This window comes from Erwinia piriflorinigrans CFBP 5888 (assembly GCF_001050515.1).
Taxonomy (GTDB): domain Bacteria; phylum Pseudomonadota; class Gammaproteobacteria; order Enterobacterales; family Enterobacteriaceae; genus Erwinia; species Erwinia piriflorinigrans.
Window position 1 is genome coordinate 115549 of sequence record NZ_CAHS01000015.1, and the last position, 22486, is coordinate 138034.

At 56.1% G+C, this 22486-nt stretch carries 19 protein-coding genes; 7 read left to right on the forward strand and 12 right to left on the reverse strand.

Annotated elements, in window-relative coordinates; genetic code table 11:
- On the forward strand, positions 1 to 1641 hold the full coding sequence (betA, locus tag EPIR_RS08825) for a choline dehydrogenase (protein ID WP_023655012.1): 1641 nt from the start codon (positions 1 to 3) through the stop codon (positions 1639 to 1641).
- A gap of 91 nt (positions 1642 to 1732) precedes the next feature.
- Here the strand turns inward: betA and nth are convergent, their stop codons facing one another.
- From nth to EPIR_RS08875, 10 genes are all read right to left on the reverse strand, one after another.
- Positions 1733 to 2368 carry an endonuclease III gene (gene nth / locus EPIR_RS08830; RefSeq protein ID WP_023655013.1) on the reverse strand — a complete coding sequence of 212 codons (636 nt, stop codon included), beginning with the start codon at positions 2366 to 2368 and terminating at the stop codon, positions 1733 to 1735.
- Entirely contained in the window at positions 2365 to 3066 is a 702-nt protein-coding gene (locus EPIR_RS08835; RefSeq protein ID WP_023655014.1) for an electron transport complex subunit E, read from the reverse strand. The genes nth and EPIR_RS08835 overlap by 4 nt, the downstream gene beginning before the upstream one ends.
- Positions 3059 to 3691 carry an electron transport complex subunit RsxG gene (rsxG, locus tag EPIR_RS08840; protein ID WP_023655015.1) on the reverse strand — a complete coding sequence of 211 codons (633 nt, stop codon included), beginning with the start codon at positions 3689 to 3691 and terminating at the stop codon, positions 3059 to 3061. Before rsxG ends, EPIR_RS08835 begins: the two co-directional genes overlap by 8 nt.
- A complete protein-coding gene (rsxD, locus tag EPIR_RS08845) occupies positions 3691 to 4752 on the reverse strand; it encodes an electron transport complex subunit RsxD (protein WP_023655016.1) in 1062 nt (353 codons plus the stop codon). The genes rsxG and rsxD overlap by 1 nt, the downstream gene beginning before the upstream one ends.
- A complete protein-coding gene (gene rsxC / locus EPIR_RS08850; protein ID WP_023655017.1) occupies positions 4753 to 6729 on the reverse strand; it encodes an electron transport complex subunit RsxC in 1977 nt (658 codons plus the stop codon).
- Positions 6722 to 7297 carry an electron transport complex subunit RsxB gene (gene rsxB, locus EPIR_RS08855; protein ID WP_023655018.1) on the reverse strand — a complete coding sequence of 192 codons (576 nt, stop codon included), beginning with the start codon at positions 7295 to 7297 and terminating at the stop codon, positions 6722 to 6724. The genes rsxC and rsxB overlap by 8 nt, the downstream gene beginning before the upstream one ends.
- Positions 7297 to 7878 (reverse strand): electron transport complex subunit RsxA, encoded by a 582-nt coding sequence (rsxA, locus tag EPIR_RS08860; protein ID WP_012441509.1) that lies wholly within the window; start codon positions 7876 to 7878, stop codon positions 7297 to 7299. Before rsxA ends, rsxB begins: the two co-directional genes overlap by 1 nt.
- A 126-nt stretch (positions 7879 to 8004) precedes the next feature.
- Positions 8005 to 8445 carry a DUF2569 domain-containing protein gene (locus EPIR_RS08865; RefSeq protein ID WP_023655019.1) on the reverse strand — a complete coding sequence of 147 codons (441 nt, stop codon included), beginning with the start codon at positions 8443 to 8445 and terminating at the stop codon, positions 8005 to 8007.
- Positions 8446 to 8800: 355 nt separating this feature from the next.
- Positions 8801 to 10306, reverse strand: a complete 1506-nt coding sequence (gene araA / locus EPIR_RS08870; RefSeq protein ID WP_023655020.1) for an L-arabinose isomerase — start codon at positions 10304 to 10306, stop codon at positions 8801 to 8803.
- 3 nt (positions 10307 to 10309) lie between these two features.
- Positions 10310 to 12001 carry a ribulokinase gene (locus EPIR_RS08875; RefSeq protein WP_023655021.1) on the reverse strand — a complete coding sequence of 564 codons (1692 nt, stop codon included), beginning with the start codon at positions 11999 to 12001 and terminating at the stop codon, positions 10310 to 10312.
- Positions 12002 to 12360: 359 nt separating this feature from the next.
- Here EPIR_RS08875 and EPIR_RS08880 point away from each other — a divergent pair, with 359 nt between their 5' ends.
- The 5 genes from EPIR_RS08880 to EPIR_RS08900 all read left to right on the forward strand — a co-directional run bounded on the left by EPIR_RS08880 (position 12361) and on the right by EPIR_RS08900 (position 17944).
- A complete protein-coding gene (locus EPIR_RS08880) occupies positions 12361 to 13344 on the forward strand; it encodes an arabinose ABC transporter substrate-binding protein (protein WP_023655022.1) in 984 nt (327 codons plus the stop codon).
- Positions 13345 to 13383: 39 nt separating this feature from the next.
- The gene (gene araG / locus EPIR_RS08885; RefSeq protein ID WP_023655023.1) at positions 13384 to 14907 is read left to right on the forward strand and encodes an L-arabinose ABC transporter ATP-binding protein AraG; all 1524 of its coding nucleotides are present in this window, start codon (positions 13384 to 13386) and stop codon (positions 14905 to 14907) included.
- A gap of 17 nt (positions 14908 to 14924) precedes the next feature.
- The gene (gene araH, locus EPIR_RS08890) at positions 14925 to 15905 is read left to right on the forward strand and encodes an L-arabinose ABC transporter permease AraH (protein WP_023655024.1); all 981 of its coding nucleotides are present in this window, start codon (positions 14925 to 14927) and stop codon (positions 15903 to 15905) included.
- A gap of 11 nt (positions 15906 to 15916) precedes the next feature.
- Positions 15917 to 16828 (forward strand): arabinose operon transcriptional regulator AraC, encoded by a 912-nt coding sequence (araC, locus tag EPIR_RS08895; RefSeq protein WP_023655025.1) that lies wholly within the window; start codon positions 15917 to 15919, stop codon positions 16826 to 16828.
- 75 nt (positions 16829 to 16903) lie between these two features.
- On the forward strand, positions 16904 to 17944 hold the full coding sequence (locus EPIR_RS08900; RefSeq protein ID WP_023655026.1) for an oxidoreductase: 1041 nt from the start codon (positions 16904 to 16906) through the stop codon (positions 17942 to 17944).
- Positions 17945 to 18009: 65 nt separating this feature from the next.
- Here EPIR_RS08900 and add read toward each other — a convergent pair whose 3' ends face one another.
- Positions 18010 to 19008 carry an adenosine deaminase gene (gene add, locus EPIR_RS08905; protein ID WP_048697238.1) on the reverse strand — a complete coding sequence of 333 codons (999 nt, stop codon included), beginning with the start codon at positions 19006 to 19008 and terminating at the stop codon, positions 18010 to 18012.
- A gap of 154 nt (positions 19009 to 19162) precedes the next feature.
- Positions 19163 to 20659 carry a YdgA family protein gene (locus EPIR_RS08910; protein ID WP_023655028.1) on the reverse strand — a complete coding sequence of 499 codons (1497 nt, stop codon included), beginning with the start codon at positions 20657 to 20659 and terminating at the stop codon, positions 19163 to 19165.
- Positions 20660 to 21060: 401 nt separating this feature from the next.
- On the opposite strand from EPIR_RS08910, the gene fumC reads away from it, so the two are divergent.
- The gene (gene fumC / locus EPIR_RS08915; protein WP_023655029.1) at positions 21061 to 22458 is read left to right on the forward strand and encodes a class II fumarate hydratase; all 1398 of its coding nucleotides are present in this window, start codon (positions 21061 to 21063) and stop codon (positions 22456 to 22458) included.
- Positions 22459 to 22486 lie beyond the last annotated feature (28 nt).

A 22486-nucleotide genomic window follows, 5' to 3' on the forward strand; every position in this document is an offset into this window, starting at 1 on the left:
ATGCAGAAATTTGACTATATTATTATCGGTGCGGGTTCAGCAGGCAATGTACTGGCGACTCGATTGACTGAGGATGCTGACGTATCGGTACTGTTACTGGAAGCAGGCGGTAAAGATCACCGCTGGGACTTCCGTACCCAAATGCCAGCCGCTTTGGCTTATCCTCTGCAAGGTAAACGCTACAACTGGGCATTTGAAACCGATCCAGAGCCGCATATGGACAACCGCCGCATGGAGTGTGGCCGTGGTAAAGGTCTGGGCGGATCTTCACTGATCAACGGCATGTGCTACATCCGTGGTAACGCGATGGACTACGATAACTGGGCAAGCAAGCCAGGTCTGGAAAACTGGTCTTATCTTAACTGTCTGCCCTATTTCAGACGTGCCGAGAAGCGTGATATCGGTGAAAACGACTGGCACGGCGGTGAAGGCTATCTCAGCGTGACCACGCCGAAACCGGGCAATAATCCGCTGTACCGCGCCTTTATCGATGCGGCGAAGCAGGCCGGGCACCATGAAACTGATGACCTGAACGGTTATCGCCAGGATGGCTTTGGCCCGATGGATCGTACGGTGACCGCCGAAGGCCGTCGCTCCAGCACCGCCCGAGGCTACCTCGATGTGGCTAAACAGCGCCCTAATCTGACCATTATTACCCAGGCACAGACCGACCGTATTCTGTTTGACGGCAAAACGGCCACCGGAGTGACCTGGCTGCGCAACGGTAAGCAGGAACAGGCTGAAGCGAAGCGGGAAGTGCTGCTGTGCGCGGGCGCTATCAATTCACCCCAGATTCTGCAACGTTCGGGAGTGGGGCCGGAAGAGTGGCTGCGCGAGCTGGATATTGACGTGGTTCACCCATTACCGGGCGTGGGTCGCAACCTACAAGATCACCTCGAAGTTTACATGCAGTACGGCTGTAAAAAGCCGGTCAGCCTCTATCCGGCGTTGCAGTGGTGGAACCAGCCTGCGATCGGTGCCGAGTGGTTGTTCAAAGGCACCGGTATCGGGGCCAGCAATCAGTTTGAAGCCGGTGGATTTATTCGCAGTGATGACCAGCCGGACTGGCCAGATTTGCAGTATCACTTCCTGCCGGTAGCGATTAACTACAACGGTACCAGCCCGGTGAAACAGCACGGTTTCCAGGCTCACGTTGGTCCAATGCGTTCTATGAGTCGTGGACGCATCAAACTGACCTCGAAACATCCGTATGCTGCACCGTCGATCTTCTTCAACTACATGTCTGAAGAGCGTGACTGGGTGGAGTTCCGCAGCGCGGTGCGTCTGACGCGTGAGATCATGCATCAGTCAGCACTGGCGGAATACTGCGGCGAAGAGTTGCAGCCGGGCAGCCATGTGCAGAGCGATGAAGAGATTGATGCGTTCATTCGCGAACATGCAGAGACCGCCTATCATCCGTGCGGAAGTTGCGCGATGGGTAACGACGAGATGGCGGTGGTTGATGCAGAAGGGCGGGTACATGGTATGCAGGGACTGCGTGTGGTCGATGCCTCAATCATGCCGCAGATCACCACGGGTAACCTGAATGCGCCAACGGTGATGATCGCCGAGAAAATCTCCGATGCCATCCGTGGTAAAGCACCGCTGCCGCTGTCAACGGCCGAATATTATAAAATCTAGTTCTGTTCCCGGCGTCGACCTTTTGTTGGTCGACGCACCGTCATGGGGGCAATCATAACCGGGGGCAAGCAACTTGCTCCCGGTTTTTTTATTAGATTTCAACCTTCTCTTTGAACTCGCACAGATCCTCGACCAGGCAGGAGCCGCAGCGCGGCTTACGCGCCACGCAGGTGTAACGGCCATGCAGAATAAACCAGTGGTGGCAATCGACCTTAAACTCCTTTGGCACAACCTTCAGCAGCCGTTCTTCCACTTCCTCTACATTTTTACCTGGCGCAAAGCGGGTACGATTACAGACGCGGAAAATATGCGTGTCAACGGCAATTGTCGGCCAGCCAAAGGCGGTATTCAGCACCACATTAGCCGTTTTACGCCCAACGCCAGGCAAGGCTTCCAGCGCTTCACGGCTCTGCGGGACTTCGCCACCGTGTAACTCCAGCAGCATGCGGCAGGTTTTAATGACGTTTTCAGCCTTGCTGTTAAACAGGCCAATGGTTTTGATGTGCTCTTTCACGCCGTCCACGCCCAGCGCCAGGATGGCGGCAGGCGTATTGGCGATCGGGTACAGTTTGGCGGTGGCCTTATTGACGCTGACGTCGGTGGCTTGCGCAGACAGCAGCACGGAAATCAGCAGTTCGAAAGGCGAGGTAAAATTGAGTTCCGTTGTGGGATGCGGGTTATCATCACGCAGCCGTACCAGAATTTCGTGACGCTTTTCCTTGTTCACAGCACTCCTGTTTTCCCTTCCGGCAGTGCCTGCGCCTGTGACTCAGCTTTCAGGGCGGCACGTTGCTTCATCTTGTTGTCGATCAGATATTTGGCGGCCAGTAGCATTCCCAGGCCAATAAACGCGCCCGGCGGCAGCATCGCCAGCAGCATCGGCGAGTCAAAATGCACAACCTGAATATGCATCGCCTTGGCCCAAGGCCCCAGCAGCTGATCGGCACCGTTAAATATAGTGCCATTGCCGATAATCTCGCGTATTGAGCCCAATACTACCATCACGCTGGTGGCACCCAAGCCGATGGCCATGCCGTCCAGCGCCGACAGCGGCACGCTGCTTTTTGAGGCGACCGCTTCTGCCCGCCCGACCACAATACAGTTGGTGACGATCAGCGGGATAAAAATACCCAGAGACTGATAAAGCCCGTAGGCGTAAGCGTTGATCAGCATCTGCACGCAGCTTACTACCGCCGCGATAATCATGACGTAAATCGGAATACGGATCTCCGCAGGCACCCAGCGGCGCGACAACGAAATGGCGCTGTTGGTGCAGGTGAGCACAAGCGTGGTAGCCAGCCCGAGGCCGAGTGCGTTAGTGGCGGTTGAGGTCACGGCCAGCAACGGGCAGAGGCCCAGCAGCTGAACCAGCGCAGAGTTATTCTTCCACAGCCCGCCGACCAGCAGGGTTTTCGCTTCACTCATTGGCATCTCCACAGGTTGGCAGCGAAGAGAGCTGCCCTGGTAAGGTTTCAATATACAGCGTTGTGCGTTTAACCGCATTCACCACCGCACGAGGGGTAATAGTGGCACCGGTGAACTGTTCGAAATCGCCACCGTCTTTTTTCACCGCAAAATGACCGTCATTGGGGCCGTTGACCTGCTTACCGTTAAAGCTGTTAATCCAGTCGGAAATGCGCAGCTCGATTTTATCCCCCAGGCCAGGGGTTTCATGATGTTCCACCACGCGCGTACCGTAGACAATACCGTTAAAGCTGGCACCGACGAGCATCTGTATATTACCGGAGTAACCATCGGGAGCGGTGGTTTCCAGCGCGACGGCAACGGGCTTGTCATCCTTACGCGCCAGATAAAGGTGGTGAGGGTTGTTGTTGCCCAGCGCCGGGTCAGTGACAGAGTAGCACTCATCCTGGATCCGATTATTGTACAGTTCAGGAGGAACAACCTGATCCAGCAGAATTTTTTGTTGTACTGCGGTCTGATGCTCAATAGTCGGTTTTGTCACCGCGTTGATCACCGCCGTCAGGCCAGTGGTAATGGCGGCGAATACTGCCAGCGTTACGCCATTTTTACGAATAGCATCCAGCATCACTTCCCCTTACGGTGTCCGTATACGCGCGGCTGCGTGTAGTAATCAATCAATGGCACGCAGATATTTGCCAGCAGAACCGCGAAGGCCAGACCATCGGGGTAGCCGCCGTAACTACGAATTAACCACGTCAGCAGGCCAATAAGCACGCCATAAGCCAGGCGACCTTTATTGGTTGTGGAGGCAGTAACCGGGTCGGTGGCAATAAAAAAGGCCCCCAGCATTGTCGCGCCAGAAAACAGGTGGATCATCGGGGGAACCAGGCTCTGCGGGGATAACAGCCAGCCCAGGGTGGCACAGAACGCCAGTGAGGCAATAAAACTCACCGGGATGTGCCAGCGGATGCAGCGGGTACACAGTAGGAAGATGCCCCCCAGCAGAAAACCTATATTGACCCACTGCCAGCCAAGCCCAGCGACCACGCCACTGTAAATTGGCTGTGCCAGCAGCTGCTCTGCGCTGTGACCGGCACGGAGTCCGGTTTTGAAGTTATCCAGCGGGGTGGCCTGGCTGATGCCATCAATCCCCACCTGCAACTGTTGCATGGTGTGGCCATCAAGCGTGTGAAGGTGGAAGATCATACTCAATGTGTCAAAGAAGCCTGGTGTAATGCCCTGTAACCCGGCAGGTGGCAACCAGCTGGTCATTTGTACCGGGAAAGAGATCACCAGCACCACATAACCGACCATGGCCGGATTAAACGGGTTCTGCCCGAGGCCGCCATACAGTTGTTTCGAGATAATGATGGCGAACACCATACCAATGGTCACCATCCACCAAGGGGCCAGCGAGGGAATACTCACGCCCAGCAGCAGAGCGCTCAGCAGCGCGGAGTTGTCCTTCAGCGTCTCCGCAATCGGTTGTTTCCGCAGGTGCAGAATAGCGGCTTCCGCAACGAGGGCAGCGACCGATGCAATCAAAACCTGTATCAGATTTCCCCAGCCAAAGTAGTACCACTGCGCGGCAACGCCGGGTATGGCGGCGAGCAGCACCAGCAGCATAATACGGTTGGTGCTGCGGCGGTTGTGGGTGTAAGGCGAACTTGCAATACGAAAAGCCATTTAATCCTCTTGCATCGAAGGCTGCTGCGCTTTACGCGCTTTGGCACGGGCAATCGCCGCTGCGACAGCGGCCTTGCGTGCATCATTTTCTGGCGCGGGCTGTTGCTGCGGCGGCTGTTCGGCCTGAGTCGTCGACGCTTCAGCGGCCTGGGCAGCTTTTTTGGCTTTGGCACGGGCCACCGCTGCGGCGACGGCGGCCTTACGCGGGTCGTTTTCTGACTCGGGCAGCGGCGGCTGTTCGGCTTGAGTCGTCGACGCTTCAGCGGCCTGGGCAGCTTTTTTGGCTTTGGCACGGGCTACCGCCGCTTCCACGGCGGCTTTGCGCGGATCTATGGTCTGGCGGGTAACGGGTTCATTGGCTGCCTGAAGCTCTGCCTGATGAACGCGCACTTGCGCCTGCTGCTGCGCCTGAAGTGCGGCCTGGAGCGGATTGTCGGTGCGGCTATCCAGCGGTGTACTTGCAGCCTGCTGCGCTTCGACCCGCTCCCGCGCCGCGCTTATCGCCCCGGCCTCGCTGCTGGCTACGCTACGTTTGGCCTGCTGATGTTTAGCACTACGCGCCGCCTTCTCGCGTTCCAGCCGCTGCTGGCGTGCTTCGAAGCGGTTTTTTGCCAGAGCAGCGCGCTCAGCTTCCAGATCGATGGCCTGAATTTCGGCCTTCTCCTGACGGTAATATTGTACCAGCGGAATATTGCTCGGACAGACGTAAGCACAGGCACCGCACTCAATACAATCGGCGATGTTGTGCGCGCGTGCCTTATCATGATCGCCACCACGGCTATACCAGTAAAGCTGCTGCGGCAGCAGGGCGGCAGGGCAAGCATCGGCACAGGCACTACAACGAATGCAGCCTTGTTCAGCCTCATTCTGACCCATCTCGCTGGCGGCTGGAGCCAGAATGCAGTTGGTGATTTTGACCACCGGAACATCCAGCGTCGGCAGCGTAAAGCCCATCAGCGGCCCACCCATGACCACCATCTGTTCCGCTGCGGGAGTAAATCCAGCGTGTTGCAGTAAATGGCTAATCGGAGTACCCAGCCGCGCCCAGACGTTGCCGGGTTGGGTCACCGACTCACCGGTCAGCGTAACCACGCGTTCGGTGAGCGATTCGCCATCAATAATGGCGCGTTTCACGGCATAAGCGGTGCCGACGTTCTGCATCAGCACGCCGATATCGGTAGAACGTCCGCCGTGGGGTACTTCCTTGCCGGTAAGGATTTTAGTCAGCTGCTTCGCGCCGCCAGACGGATATTTAGTAGGGATAACGCGAATGTGCAGATCGGTGGCGCTTCCCAGCGCCTTTTTTAGTGCGGCAATGGCCGCTGGCTTGTTGTCTTCGATGCCGATCAGTACCCGTTCGGCCTGTAAAATCCACGCCAGAATGCGGCTACCTTCCAGCACCTCTGTCGCACAATCCTGCATCAGCCTGTCGTCTGCGGTGATATAAGGCTCACATTCTGCGGCATTGATAATCAGCGTATTGACCCCGCTCATCCCGCCGTTAAGTTTCGTGGCGGTCGGGAATCCGGCACCACCGAGTCCTGCCACTCCGGCCTGATGCACGCGCGCCACCAGTTCACTGCGCTCCACGCTGCGGTAGTCGTCCAGCGGTCGTTTTTCGCACCAGCGGTCTTCCCCGTCTGGGGTGATAAACAGGCACATTTCAGCCAGCGCAGATGGGTGAGCCGTCATATGCGGCGCAATCTTGCTTACGGTGCCGGAAGTCGGCGCATGGATCGGCAGCATGCGGCCAGTACCGAAGGTGAGCGGCTGGCCGCGCAGCACCTTATCGCCGGGACGCACGCCAATCTCACCCTCATGACCGATATGCTGCTTCAGCGGCAGCACAAACTGTGAGGGCAACGGTAAGTGACGCAGCGGCGTGCCGTTAGACTGGGTTTTCATCTCCGGGGGATGGATACCGCCGTCAAAATCCCAAAGCCGATCTTTTTTGAATAAATTAAGCAGGTTAAGCATGACTTTCTACAGTAATGACCCGAACCGGGATAGTTTGCAGATCCCACTTCCAGTTAGCAGTGGTGGTAGCGACCGGACGCATCTCGATACAGTCGGTCGGGCAGGGGGCAACGCAAAGATCGCAGCCGGTACAGACATCGCTCAGCACGGTGTGCATGGCGCGCGTCGCGCCAACGATGGCATCCACCGGGCAGGCCTGGATACATTTGGTACAGCCGATGCAGTTGGCTTCGTCGATCCAGGCGACTTTACGCTCGGGTTCACGCGCTTCCTGGGCACCCAGTGGCTGCGGTTCAACGTTAAGCAGCTCAGCCAGTTTAAGCATTGTCTGCTCGCCGCCGGGGGCGCATTTGTTGATCATCTCACCGTTATTACCCACGGCGTCCGCATAGGGACGGCAGCCGGGATAGCCGCACTGCCCGCACTGGCTTTGCGGCAAAATAGCATCAATTTGCTCAACAATCGGGTCTTCTTCCACCGCAAAGCGGCGCGAAGCGTAGCCCAGCAGCCCACCAAAAACCAGACTCAGCGCACTCAGTACCGCAATAGCAATCCAGATAGCACTCATCAGAACTTAACCAACCCGGCAAAGCCCATAAACGCCAGCGCCATCAGGCCAGCGGTGACCAGGGCAATCGACGAACCTTTAAAGGGCGCAGGCACATCGGCCAGCACCAGACGTTCGCGCACTCCGGCGAACAGTACCATCACCAGCGAGAACCCGATGGAGGCGCTGAAGCCGTAGATGGCGGCCTGCATAAAGGTATGATTGAGATTAACGCTCAACAGCGGCACGCCCAGTACGGCGCAGTTTGTGGTGATAAGCGGTAGGAAAATACCCAGCAGGCGATAGAGATCGGGGCTGGTTTTGCGAACCACCATTTCAGTGAACTGCACGACGACGGCAATCACCAGAATGTAGGCCATCGTTCGCAGGTAAACGAGATCTAACGGCAGCAGGATCAGGTGATTCACCAGCCATGCACAGATCGAGGCCAGAGTAATAACAAATGTGGTGGCGAGTCCCATGCCAATAGCCGTCTCCAGTTTTTTGGAAACGCCCATAAAAGGACAGAGGCCGAGAAACTTCACTAAAACGAAGTTATTCACCAGCACTGTGCCAATAAAAAGTAGCAGGTATTCGGTCATTGTTACGCCTGAAATAGAGATAAAACCGGGTTATTATCGGATATTGCTCACCCGACCACAACCGCTGCACGCAATGCGCCGTTTGCCAGCGCACTCAGGATTAAATTTTTGTCGCTTTATTGACCATCAGGATTCAATGAAAGTCGATTTTACACGCCGGGAACGTTTGAAATACGGCACCAGCACGCTGGCTGCCAGCAGGGCAATCAAGAGCGTGCGTATTGCTGTGCCGTCAGTCACCGGAGAGAAGGCAAAGGTTTTTAACGCCAGAACCACGCTTAACAGCAGCCAGATAATGTAGTGACGAGGCAGACGTCGTGAACGCTTGCAGAATATCCATGTCACCCACGCACTGTAGGCCCATACCACTATTGAGGTTATCAGCGAAGCTGCCCACTGCAACAACGCGCCATGGGGAGGATTGAACAGTGCCTGACGCATGGCCGGATCGAACAGGGCGCTTAAGTACATTGCCATCACCAGCGCGCTGGTAAGCAGCGTCATTATCAGCCAGGCCAGTGGCACCAGCAGCCAACCGCCGAGGCGGGTTTGAGGATCTACAGCCACATCTTGTCCTTATCCGACTGACAGGGTCAGCCATTGACAGCAAAAAGCAGGTTACCGTGCGGCAACCTGCGGGAAAGGCGCGATTATACGTAATATCGCTGTGCAGGTCATTACCGGGGTTTTACTGGAAGCATCTGAAATATTTTGCCAGATGCGCCGTATTTATAAAGCTTAAAAGCTGGCCAGTATAGGGTGATGATAAGCAAAGGCCAGCGGGTTTGGCTGAAAAAAACCACCGGATAAGGCAGGTTAAGCCGAAGTAAGCGCTGGGAAGGGGGGGCACCGTGCGGCTGGTGGGGGCAAGTGAAACGTTTGAAGAACCGAAGCGTGGCCCGGTTCTTCAAAAAACAGATCGTTAACGTGGATTCAGACGGTAATAAGCCTCATTCCAGCGCAGCGCATCGCGCAGGCCGTGCAGAGTGGTCTGCTCGTCTATGACCAGCACCTCAATCCCCTGCATCTCGCCGTACAGCCGCAGATCGTCAACCGTCAGCGCCTGACTGAATACCGTATGATGTGCGCCGCCGCCGAGTATCCATGCCTCTGACGCGGTGGCCAGCGACGGTTTTGCACGCCATAGCGCACGCGCTACCGGCAGCCTCGGCAGCGCCTGTGGTGGCTTAACGGCATCCACCACATTGACCAGCAGACGGTAACGATCGCCCAGATCAATCATGCTGGCATTGACTGCCTGCCCCGCTGGAGCCGAAAAGATCAGCCGCGCCGGATCGGCCTTGCCGCCGATACCAAGCGGCTGAACATCCAGTAGCGGCCTGTCTTCACTGGCGATGCTCGGACACACCTCCAGCATATGCGAACCAAGCACCAGATCGTTACCCGGTGCAAAGTGATAGGTGTAATCCTCCATAAACGAGGTGCCGCCCGCAAGGTCCCCGGCCATCACTTTACAGATATGCAGCAGGGCGGCGGTCTTCCAGTCGCCTTCACCGGCAAAGCCATAACCCTGCTGCATCAGGCGCTGTACCGCCAGGCCGGGCAGCTGCGTCATGCCGTGCAGCGTCTGAAAGTTAGTGGTAAACGCCTTGCAGTCTTCATCATCAAGAAAACGCTTTATGCCCAGCTCAATACGCGCAGCGTCCAGCACGTTCTGGCGCTTAGCACCGTTGATTGCCGTGACGGCGGTGAACTCATAGCGGCTTTCGTACTCGTCAACCAGCGCATTCACATCGCCATCTTTGACCTGGTTGATGATCTCCACTAAATCACCGACGCCCCAGCCATTCACCGAGTAACCAAACTGGATCTGCGCAGCCACCTTATCGCCCTCGGTAACCGCCACTTCGCGCATATTATCGCCGAAGCGCGCGACCTTGAGCTGTCGGCTGGCCTGCAAGGCTGCCGCCGTACGCATCCACTGGCCGATACGCAGCTGGGCGCGTTCATCCTGCCAGTGTCCTGTAACCACCTGATGCGGCAGGCGCATACGTGCGCCGATAAAACCGAATTCACGCCCGCCGTGGGCGGTCTGATTCAGGTTCATAAAGTCCATATCCATGCTGTCCCACGGAATTTCGGCGTTGAACTGGGTATGAAACTGCAACAGCGGTTTATGCAGGATCGACAGACCGCCGATCCACATTTTGGCCGGTGAAAAGGTGTGCAGCCACGTAATGATGCCAAAACAATCGCTGTCATAATTGGCCTCACGACACAGGGCCAGGGCTTCGTCAGGGGTTTTGACCAGCGGTCGGATTTGCAGCCTGAAGGGCAGTTTACCAGAGCGGTTTAAGCCATCCACCACCTGCTGTCCATGTAGCTCTACCTGGCGCAGGGTTTCGGCACCGTACAGGTGTTGAGTACCAATGACAAACCAGACGCTGCGGTTATTTATCTGTGTCATACATCATTCCTTACTGACGGATAGTGGGGCGGGTGCAAATAGCGGTTCGGCCATGTCGCACCAGTCAAGGTAACGTTGATAAAGCGGCTGGAAACGAAGAACGCGTTCCGGATCGGGTTGCAGGGTTTGCGCCAGTGGACTGGCCATGCGCGTCTGCGCTTCGGGGATGCCCGGATAAACTCCGGCGGCTACGGCGGCAAAAATCGCCGCACCCAGCGCGCAGCACTCATCGGAAGCGACAATATTGAGTGGGCGATTCATCACATCGCAGCACACCTGCATAATGGCCGGCGATTTACGCGCGATGCCGCCAAGTGCCAGGATCTGCTGCACCGGGAGATCCTGCTGCTCGAAGCACTCCATAATGGTGCGTGCGCCAAAGGCGGTGGCGGCAATAAAGCCGCCGAACAGCGCCGGGGCATCCGTGCCGAGATTCAGATCGGCGATCACGCCTTTCAGCCGCTGGTTAGCAAAAGGGGTGCGGCGGCCGTTAAACCAGTCAAGCACCACCGGCAGATGATCGAGCTGCGGGTCGGCAGCCCAGGCGGCGGTCAGATCTTCCAGCAGCGTCTTACGAACGTGTTCAAACTGCTGGCGCAACGCGGGCTGCTGCCGTGCAGCCTGTACCAGCGGCCAGCTCAACAGTCGGCTGAACCACGCGTACATATCGCCAAAAGCCGATTGCCCAGCTTCCAGCCCAATCATTCCCGGCACGACGCTGCCGTCTACCTGTCCACAAATGCCGTTAATTGCCCGGTCAGCCACCCGTTGCGTATCGGCAATCATAATGTCGCAGGTCGACGTGCCGATCACCTTCACCAGCGTATAGGGCCGCGCACCCGCCCCGACCGCGCCCATATGGCAGTCGAACGCGCCGCCGGAGATAACCACATCCTCCGACAAACCGAAGCGGGCGGCCCATTGGCGACTAAGCCGGCCCACCGGGCGATCGGCGGTCCAGGTCTCGTTGAAAAGCGGGTTATCAAGATTGCACGTCAGCAGGGGATCGAGGGCATTGAGGAAGCGTGCTTCCGGCAGGCCCTGCCACAAAGGGTGCCAGAGCGACTTGTGTCCGGCGGCACAGCGACCACGTTTCAGAGCCTCAGGTGCGGTCGTGCCGCTTAATAATGCCGGCACCCAGTCACATAACTCGACCCAGGAGACCGCCGCGTCACGTACGGCGGCGTCAACGCGGCTGATATGCAGAATTTTGGCCCAGAACCACTCCGAGGAATATACGCCGCCGATAAAGCGTGAATAGTCCTGAAACTCACCGCTGTGACAGAGTCGGGTGATCGCTTCGGCCTCCTCAATCGCAGTATGGTCTTTCCACAGCACAAACATTGCATTGGGGTTGTCGGTGAACTCTGGGCGCAGGGCCAGAACCCGGCCTTGGCGATCGATGGGAGCAGGGGTGGAACCGGTCGAATCCACGCCAATCCCCACCACATCACGCCGCTGTTGCGGTGACATTTTGGTGACAACGTCACGCACTGCCTGCTCCATTGCATCCATATAATCTTGGGGATGGTGGCGAAACTGATTGTGTGCGGCAAGGCAGTAGCGCCCTGCCTGCCAGCGCGGATACGCCACGACCTGCTTAAACAGTTCGCGCCCGGTCGCGCACTCCACCGCCAGCGCCCGCACGGAGTCGCTGCCGAAATCCAGTCCGAGGGTAATGGCACCCTTATGCATAGTGATCCTCCCGCTTGCCGTAACAGTGACTTCTATCCTGGGAAGTCGGGAAAATAACGGTTAGCCTGGCCGGGCTATAAATATGTATTTTCCTGCTGTTCGCGGCACTTATGTGATGATGTTCAAATGTTGCATTAAGGTTAAATTGACTGAATTTATGGATAAATCAGCTGTAATCTCAGCGTGTGATAACGCTCTACCTATTTTTGCCTGCTTGCGGGTAGAACTAGGTGGATACCGCCACTGTCAGGTTGCCAGTGTTCAGGTAATGACTTGTTAAAAAGCGTTTATTTTTACTTTCGTTATTTTGTTATCGGTTACACAAACCGCCTGATATGGGCATTTATGCGGAGAGCATCATGCACAAACTGACTCAATCACTGGCTGCGATTGGCCTCGCTGCCGTTATGTCACAATTCGCTATGGCGGAAACGATCAAGCTCGGTTTTCTGGTCAAGCAGCCGGAAGAACCGTGGTTTCAGACCGAATGGAAATTTGCCGACAAGGCGGGCAAGGATCTGAATTTTGAAGTGATAAAAATCGCCGTGCCGGATGGGGAGAAAACCCTCAACGCCATCGACAGTCTGGCGGCCAGCGGTGCCAAAGGTTTTGTCATCTGTACCCCTGACCCGAAACTCGGCGCGGCGATCGTGGCAAAAGCGCGCAGCTATGACCTGAAGGTTATCGCCGTCGACGATCGGTTTGTTACGGCAAAAGGCAAGCCGATGGATAGCGTGCCGCTGGTTATGATGGCAGCGACCAAAATTGGCGAACGTCAGGGCAACGAGTTGTATCAGCAGATGCAAAAACGCGGCTGGAACCTGAATGAGACGGCGGTGATGGCGATCACCGCCAACGAGCTGGATACCGCACGTCGTCGCACCGGCGGGTCCGTGGCGGCGCTAAAAGCTGCCGGCTTCCCGGAAAAACAGATCTACCAGGTACCGACCAAATCTAACGATATTCCCGGCGCATTCGATGCCGGTAACTCGTTGCTGGTGCAACATCCCGAAGTGAAACACTGGCTGATCGTCGGCATGAATGATAACACCGTGCTGGGCGGCGTGCGCGCCAGCGAAGGGCAAGGGTTTAAAGCCGCAGACGTGATTGGTATCGGCATTAACGGGGTGGATGCCGTCAGCGAACTATCGAAAAGTCAGGCGACCGGATTCTACGGGTCACTGCTGCCAAGCCCGGATGTGCACGGCTATCGCAGTATCAAAATGCTGCATGACTGGGTGGTAAATGGCATTGAACCGGCAGGATTTACTGAAGTGACCGACGTGGTGCTGATAACCAGAGATAACTTCAAAACCGAGCTGGCGAAAAAAGGGCTGATGTAACCTGCACGCACTCAGCCAACAACTTTACTGGGGGGAACTATGACTACGCAAGCCGCCTTGCTGCGCTTTCACGGCATCGGTAAAAGCTTTCCCGGCGTCAGAGCATTACAGGATATCAGCTTTGAGTGCCACGCCGGGGAAGTCCACGCCCTGATGGGGGAAAACGGCGCGGGCAAATCGACACTGTTAAAAATCCTTAGCGGTAGCTATCAGCCGGGCGCGGGTGAGATCCGCCTTGAGGGTCAGCCGGTAAAATTTATGCAGACCACCGATGCGCTCAACGCCGGGGTGGCGATTATCTATCAGGAGCTGCACCTGGTGCCAGAAATGTCGGTGGCGGAGAATATTTTCCTCGGCCAGCTACCGCAGCGCAGCGGGCTGGTTAAACGTGGCAGGCTCAGGTCAGAAGCGGCACGACTGTTGAAAACTCTCGGTATGGATATCGATCCTGATTTGCCACTGAAATATCTCTCACTGGGTCAGTGGCAAATGGTGGAGATCGCGAAGGCGTTGGCGCGTAATGCCCGCATCATCGCCTTTGATGAGCCGACCAGTTCGCTGTCGGCACGGGAAATCGATCGGCTGTTCCGCGTTATCCGTCAGCTGCGTGCCGACGGTAAGGTGGTGCTGTACGTTTCGCACCGTATGGAGGAGATCTTTGCGTTGAGTGATGCGATTACCGTATTTAAAGACGGGCGCTTTGTGCGTACTTTCAGCGATGTGGCGAGTACCAGCCAGGAGCAACTGGTAGCGGCGATGGTGGGGCGTAAAATCGGCGATATTTATGGCTACCATCCGCGCCAGCAGGGCGAAGTGCGTCTGGAGCTGAATAACGTGCAGGCGCAAGGGGTGCGCAGCCCGATATCGCTTAGCGTCCGCGCCGGGGAGATTGTTGGTCTGTTCGGCCTGGTGGGCGCAGGGCGCAGCGAACTGCTGAAGGGTATATTCGCGGCTACGCGCCTCGGCGGCGGCGAGCTGTGTCTTGATGGTAAAAGGCTCAGCCTCAAAGCGCCGGGCGATGCGATTCGTGCCGGGATCATGCTCTGCCCGGAGGATCGTAAGGCTGACGGCATTATTGCGGTGCACTCGGTGCGCGACAATATCAACATCAGCGCCAGGCGTCATCACCTGAAGGCGGGCTGTCTGATCGACCGGGGTTGGGAAACGAAAAACGCCGAGGCGCATATTCGCTCATTGAATATCAAAACGCCGTCAGCCAACCAGCTGATGGTGAATCTGTCCGGTGGCAATCAGCAGAAGGCGATACTTGGCCGCTGGTTGTCGGAGGAGATGAAGGTGCTGCTGCTGGATGAACCGACGCGCGGCATTGACGTTGGGGCGAAAAATGAAATCTACCAGCTGATTTATGCCCTGGCGCAGCAGGGGATTGCCGTGCTGTTTGCTTCCAGCGATTTGCCGGAGGTGCTGGGGCTGGCAGATCGTATTCTGGTGATGCGTGAAGGGGAGATAGCCGGAGAGCTTGACCATAACGACGCAACGGAAGCCCTGACCCTGAGTCTGGCGATGCCTAAATCTGCCCAGTCCGTCACCCGGCTGGCCTGAAACGACAGGAGAAAATCATGTCTGACACATCATCTGCAACACCCGTTACGGTGTCACCTTTTAGCCCCGCTCGCATCTGGGAAAATTTCGGCATGCTGGTGGTGTTTGCCGTCCTGTTTATCGCCTGTATCCTGTTTATTCCTAACTTTGGTTCCCTGATCAATATGAAAGGCCTCGGCCTGGCGATGTCAATGTCCGGCATGGTGGCCTGTGGCATGCTGTTCTGTCTCGCTTCCGGTGATTTTGACCTGTCAGTCGCCTCGGTAATTGCCTGCGCCGGAGTTGTCTGTGCGGTGGTGATCAATCTGACTGAGAGCCTGTGGTTTGGCGTGACGGCAGGACTGCTGCTTGGCGTGGCCTGCGGGTTTATCAACGGATTTGTGATTGCCAGGCTGAAGATCAATGCGCTGATTACCACCTTGGCCACCATGCAGATTGTGCGTGGACTGGCTTATATCTTCTCCGACGGTAAGGCGGTGGGTATCGAAGATGAACGTTTTTTTGCACTCGGCTATGCCAGCTGGCTTGGCATCCCGGCCCCGGTATGGCTGACACTTATTACCCTGCTGGTATTTGCTTTCCTGCTGAATAAAACCACTTTCGGCCGTAATACGCTGGCGATTGGTGGAAATGAAGAGGCGGCGCGTCTGGCCGGCGTGCCGGTAGTGCGCACGCGCATCATTATCTTTATCCTGTCCGGTCTGGTATCGGCGGCGGCGGGCATCATCCTCGCTTCGCGCATGACCAGCGGTCAGCCGATGACATCCCTCGGCTACGAGCTGATTGTCATCTCCGCCTGCGTATTGGGCGGCGTATCGCTGAAGGGCGGTATCGGAAAAATTTCCTACGTGGTAGCCGGAGTGCTGATCCTCGGTACGGTTGAGAATGCGATGAATCTCCTTAATATCTCGCCTTTCTCACAGTACGTGGTGCGAGGGCTGATATTGTTAGCTGCGGTCATTTTCGACCGCTATAAACAGAAAGCAAAAGCAGTCTGACAGGAGGCGGTATGTATCATCGTCTGGCGCCGGTGGCGCAATCTAATCCGCTGTTACCGGGCTATTTGTTCAGCGCCTGGCTGGTGGCGGGGTTGACGCCGATCGATGCGGCAGGCCCGCTCGATTTCTTTATCGACAGGCCACAGGGCATGCAGGGTTTTATTCTTAATCTGACCATCAAAGGACGTGGGCGCGTGGAACAGAGGGAGAATGCGTTTGACTGCGAACCCGGCGACCTGCTGCTGTTTCAGCCGAAAACCCCGCACTATTATGGCCGCTCGGCGGACAGCGACTGCTGGCACCACCGCTGGATCTATTTTCGTCCTCGTGCCTACTGGAGTGACTGGCTGACGTGGCAGGAGCAGATTGAGGGGATTGGCCGTCTGCGTCTGTCGAACGGGCTGTGCGACGAATTTGAGCGCCTGTTTGCCAGCATTGAAGAGACGCATAATGCGGGGCGGCGTTATGCCGAAGAGCTGGCGATGAACCTGCTGGAACGCCTGCTGCTACGCGCCATTCAGGAAGATCCGCGCAGCCATCAGCAGGTACGCGACGCGCGGGTGGTAGAGGCCTGTCAGTACGTTATGCAGCATCTGGCGGCAGAGGTAAAAATAGAGGAAGTCGCGAGGCATGTCTGTCTGTCTCCTTCGCGGCTGGCACACCTTTTTCGCGAGCAGATGGGCGTCAATCTAATGCGATGGCGCGAAGATCAGCGCGTGATCCGTGCCAGGCTGCTGCTGCAAAACACCATGCAGCCGATTGCCAGTGTGGGTAGGGAAGTCGGCTATGATGACCAACTCTATTTCTCCCGCGTGTTTCGTAAACGGGCGGGTGTCAGCCCCAGTGATTTCCGCCGCCGCAGTCTGGCTGCGTCGGATACAAACGGTGCAAGCTGGCACTTAGCCGACCGTGCTAACGGATAGGTTTTCAGCCAAATCCGCCTTGTCCTGTTGTGGTTGATGGTTTTAAATCAACGGATAACTACGTGAGGGACAAAAATGAGTGACAAGATCCGTGTTGGCCTGGTGGGCTTCGGCTTCGCCAGTAAAACCTTCCACGCGCCGCTGATCGCCGGGACGTCCGGCATGGAGTTGGCCGCCATTTCCAGTAGTGATTCGGGCAAAGTCCATGCCGAATATCCATCGGTGCAGGTGGTATCCGACCCGCAGCAGCTGTTTGACGATCCGTCACTGCAACTGGTCGTCATCCCGACGCCTAATGATACCCACTTCCCGTTGGCGAAAGCCGCCCTGAACGCAGGTAAACATGTGGTCGTGGACAAGCCTTTCACCGTCACCCTGTCGCAGGCACACGAGTTGGAGGCGCTGGCGAATGCCAAAGGGCTGCTGTTATCCGTATTCCATAACCGGCGTTGGGACAGTGATTTTCTGACCTTGAAAACCCTGCTGAAGGAAGGTTCACTGGGTGAAGTTCGCTATTTTGAGTCGAACTTTGTCCGCTTCCGCCCAGAAGTCCGCCAGCGCTGGCGTGAGCAGAAAGGGGCAGGCAGCGGCATCTGGTTCGACCTTGGCCCACATCTGATCGACCAGGCCCTGCAACTGTTTGGTTCACCGGTGGCTGTCCACCTTGACATTGCCAACCTGCGTCCTGGGGCGGTGACGACCGATTACTTCCATGCCACGCTAATCTACCCGCAGCGCCGCGTGATCCTGCACGGCAGCATGCTGGTGGCTGCCGATTCAGCGCGTTATCAGGTGCACGGTACTCACGGCAGCTTTGTTAAATATGGTCTCGATCCCCAGGAGGAGAACCTGAGAACAGGAGCACGACCTCCCCTTGAAGAGTGGGGTTACGATATGCGCGACGGCACTCTGACGCTGTTGAAGGGGGAAGAGCAGGTTGAAGAGAGGCTGCTGACCGTTCCGGGCAATTATCCGGCCTATTACGCAGGCATTCGTGACGCGGTCAACGGCGTGGGTGAAAACCCGGTGAAAGTGGCGGAGGCGATTCAGGTCATGGAGATTATCGAGCTGGGGTTGCAGTCAGCCGAGAAGCGTCAGACCGTTTCGCTGAAATAACCCTCGAGATAGACCTATTCGCACTGGCTGCTGCGCGCGTCGACAACAGACGCGCGCAGGGGATATTATGCCGCCACGCGGGCGCGAACGGCGTTTTTTTCTTCCTCGCTCAGGAAAGCAATGTTAAGACCATTCTCCTGTGCCACGCGCATCTGTTGCACGCTGAGGCCGGCAGCCGGGGCCGCCACACGATATTCGTGATCGATTTCAATACCCTGTACCGCCGGGTCGTCAGTATTGATCGTTGCCAGAATGCCGTGATCGAGGAAAGTTTTCAGCGGATGCCGCGCCAGTGTAGCGACGGTACTGGTCTGAATGTTCGACGTCAGGCAGGACTCTATGCCAATCCCTTCCTGTGCCAGGAAATCCATCAGCGCCGGATCTTCCACCGCTTTTACCCCGTGGCCGATGCGCTCGGCACCCAGTTCGCGGATCGCCTGCCAGATACTTTCCGGGCCTGCCGCTTCACCGGCATGCACGGTAATCCGCAGGCCGGCATCTCGCGCGCGGTTAAAGTGGTTCAGGAAGCGCTGGCCGGGGTAGCCCAGTTCATCGCCAGCGAGATCAAGTGCGGTAATGCCATCACGATGAGCAAGCAGCCCGTTCAGCTCTTGCAGGCAGGCCTCTTCACCAAAGGTGCGGCTCATAATGCCAATCAACCGTACGTCAATATTGTGTACAGCACAGCCGGACTTGATGCCATCGATCACCGCTTCAACCACGCCCGCTACCGGCAAACCGTGCGTCATTGCCATGTAGCCCGGCGAGAAACGCAGTTCGGCATAGTGGATCCCGGCTCGTGCAGCATCTTCGACATTCTCCAACGCCACGCGGCGGCAGGCATCCAGAGATCCCAGCACTTTTACCCCCCAGTCCAGCTTGTTGAGGAAACTGACCAGATCGGGTTCAGCGTCGATCACCTGCACATGCGGCCGCAGGGTAGCAAGCGTAGTGGCAGGCAGGGTGAGGTTGAACTCACGACCCAGGTCAAGAATGGTTTGCGCGCGAATATTGCCGTCAAGATGGCGATGAATATCGGTAAGGGGAAGCTGAGAATCGATCATTTCGGCACTCTCTGTGTTTATCATTCAAAGTGCGACGCATTATAAAAACAGTTTGCGCAACAGCGCCAGCGAATTGCGCAAAGGGCTCGTCGGTTGCTGAAATATCAGTCTGCCATGCTAAAAAAAGAGCGCCTGGTGGCGCTCTGAAAGGAAATTACTCTGAAGTGCCCGGGACGGCGGTGCCCAGCATATAACGCATCAGGAACTGATCGAGCGGCATTTTTTCGCCGTTCATCGTCACCTGACCGGCGCCATATTGCAGGCTGGTCACAATATTGTTGTCCTGCTGGGTGGTTATCTTAAACATCTGACCCATAGCAGCCAGACCTTTAATCTGCTGCTCGGCCAGCTTAGCGGCTTCTTCCTTCGAATAACCTTCAGCCAGCGCCACGTGAGTCATGGTATCCGTAGCCATATCCATTGAGATGGTCAGTTTGGTGTCCAGCGATTTCAGCACGTTATCAAGCTGCTGCGTCGGCGTTTGAGCCGTTTTAGGGGCGTTAGCCGGATCTTTGAACTGGGCCGACAGGGTGAAACTGCTTTCGCCCTTCTCATTTTTCCAGCTCAGTGGCGCAATAGTGATAGAAGGATCGCCTTTCAACAGCAGGGGGAGATTGGCGGTAAGGATTTCGCCAGCGCGCTGCTGATACAGCTCAGGATTGGCTTGCAGTGCGCTATCCGCACTCAGTGCCTGCAACTGGCGGTTATAATTTTCAGAAAACGCCTTCATCGCTTTGCCGTCGAAGTCCGCCAGCTTCATTGACAGTTTGCCCTGTCCGAAATTCTGACCTTCTATTTTCACACCGTCGAGGGTGTAATCAATCTGCCCACTGACGCGGTTTTCTTTTGAATCAAAGCTCGATTTACCGTTCAGGCCTTCGGCAATCAGTGCCTCTTTGCCGTCCACTGAAGCAACCAGTTTTTGCAATTCAATGGTCTGATCGCCGATACGCATCCCTTCGGGGCTGAGGTGAGAATTAGCATCCAGACGCAGGCCGCTAAGGTTAACCGTTACTGCGGCATCCAGCTGATTTTTTCCGGTCAGCTGCAGGTTACCAACGTCACCACTGATGGTGACTTTGTCGCCTTTATCGTCGGCGGATATTTTCAGCAAACCGCCATCAAACGCGAAACGTTCCCCGCTCTGCGCGTTACTGTAGTCGGTTGGCAGCAGGTGGATATCGGAATGCGTGCTTCCGCCATAGCCGATTCGGGTTTCACCCTGCACAATCGACTTGCCTTTGGTGATTTCAAACAGCTTTTTCACCGCGTCGGTGTTGAGCAGCTCGGTGTGAACCGAAGCCATGCCGGGGATCAGGTTGAATTTTTTCAGCTGGGCAAGCGGGAATGGGCCATGATCGATGGTTTCTTTGAATTCCACCGTCTGACCCGGCTTCAGCACGGAATTATCTTCAGTTTGAGAGCTACTTTGTAAGATAAATCGTGTAGTGCTGCTGAATACGCCGCGCTGGAAATCCTGGTAGCTAACCTTGAGACGGCTCTCTGGGTAGAGTTCCTGAATTTGCTCATTGGCCTGCTGCACCATCTGATCCATCTTCTTTTCCAGCTGTTTACCGGTAAACCAGGCTCCAGCAGTCCAGACTACGCCAAGAGCGACAATCACCCCCACGGCAATCTTTGTTTTATTCATCTGTATTGTCGTCCTTATTTCAGTTCACGAACGCCGTTTTATTTGATTCATTCAGCAGGCAATCTTCTGACGACGAAAACGCCTGCGCGGCGTATTGGTTAGTATTTTACTGATATTAGCAATTCTGCCTGCTGTCGTCAGCGCAATTCGCCAAATCCTTATAAACCTTAGTAAAGAAATCATCTCAACTGATGCGGGCTGCCCATGAAAATAACCGATTTAGCGGCGGTTTTGACGCTCTGCGCTGACGTCATTGTGTAGTTACAGGACAATGAAGGTGCAAGAAACGCGAATGAGTCGCATAATCTTGAACAAGTCTATGTCAGACTATCGCCGCACATCTGACCGTGAAGTGCTTAAAAATCTCATTTAATCATCAGTTTATATAACAGGAGAGGGGAATGGCCGCGCATCGCGTTGAAAAAGACTCAATGGGACCGATTGAGGTACCCGCCGATAAACTCTGGGGCGCGCAGACACAGCGCTCGCTGGAACACTTCCGCATCTCCTCGGAAAAAATGCCGGTCGAGCTGGTATACGCGCTGGCGCAGACTAAGCGTGCCGCCGCCAGGGTTAATTGTGACCTCGGACTGTTGCCTGCCGAGCGAGCCGTGGCGATTGTTCAGGCCGCTGACGAAGTGTTGACCAACAAACATCAAGGCGAGTTTCCGCTGGCGATCTGGCAGACCGGTTCCGGCACGCAAACCAATATGAATATGAACGAAGTGCTGGCCAACCGTGCCAGTGAGATCCTCGGCGGCGAACGCGGGATGTCACGACTGGTGCATCCTAATGATGATGTGAATAAAAGCCAAAGCTCTAACGACGTTTTTCCCACCGCGATGCACGTAGCGGCGGTGGCGGCGCTACGTGAGCATCTTATCCCCGAATTGCAGGTGCTGCGGAAAACGCTGCATGAAAAGGCTGAATCTTTCAAAGATATCGTCAAAATAGGGCGTACACATTTGCAGGATGCCACGCCCTTGACGCTTGGTCAGGAGATATCAGGCTGGGTGGCGATGCTAGGTCATAATCTGAACCATATTGAGCACAGCATTCCCCATCTGGCAGAGCTGGCTTTGGGGGGAACGGCGGTAGGCACCGGGCTGAATACCCATCCAGAATATGCGGTGCGTGTTGCCAGCGAGCTGGCCTCCCTGACCGGGCTGCCGTTTGTCACTGCACCTAATAAATTTGAAGCGCTGGCGACCTGTGATGCGCTGGTACATGCGCACGGTGCGCTGAAGGGGCTGGCGGCTTCGCTAATGAAAATCGCCAATGATGTGCGCTGGCTTTCCTCTGGCCCACGCTGCGGCATTGGCGAACTCGCTATCCCGGAAAATGAGCCAGGCAGTTCCATCATGCCGGGTAAGGTTAATCCAACCCAGTGTGAAGCGCTGACGATGCTATGTTGCCAGGTGATGGGCAATGATGTGGCGGTGAATATGGGGGGCGCGTCGGGTAACTTTGAATTGAACGTGTATCGGCCGATGATTATTCACAATTTCCTGCAATCCGTTCGTATGCTGGCTGACGGCATGGACAGTTTCAATCACCACTGTGCGCTGGGCATTGAACCTGTCCGTGACCGCATTTCACAACTGCTCAATGAGTCGCTGATGCTGGTCACCGCGCTGAATACGCATATCGGCTACGACAAGGCGGCGGAAATTGCGAAAAAGGCTCATAAAGAAGGGCTAACATTGAAGGGAGCCGCCTTGAAGCTGGGCTACCTGACGGAAGAACAGTTTGATGCCTGGGTGCGGCCGGAAGAGATGGTCGGCAGCATGAAGGTATAAGACGGGTCGCCGCTCAATAAAGAGGGGG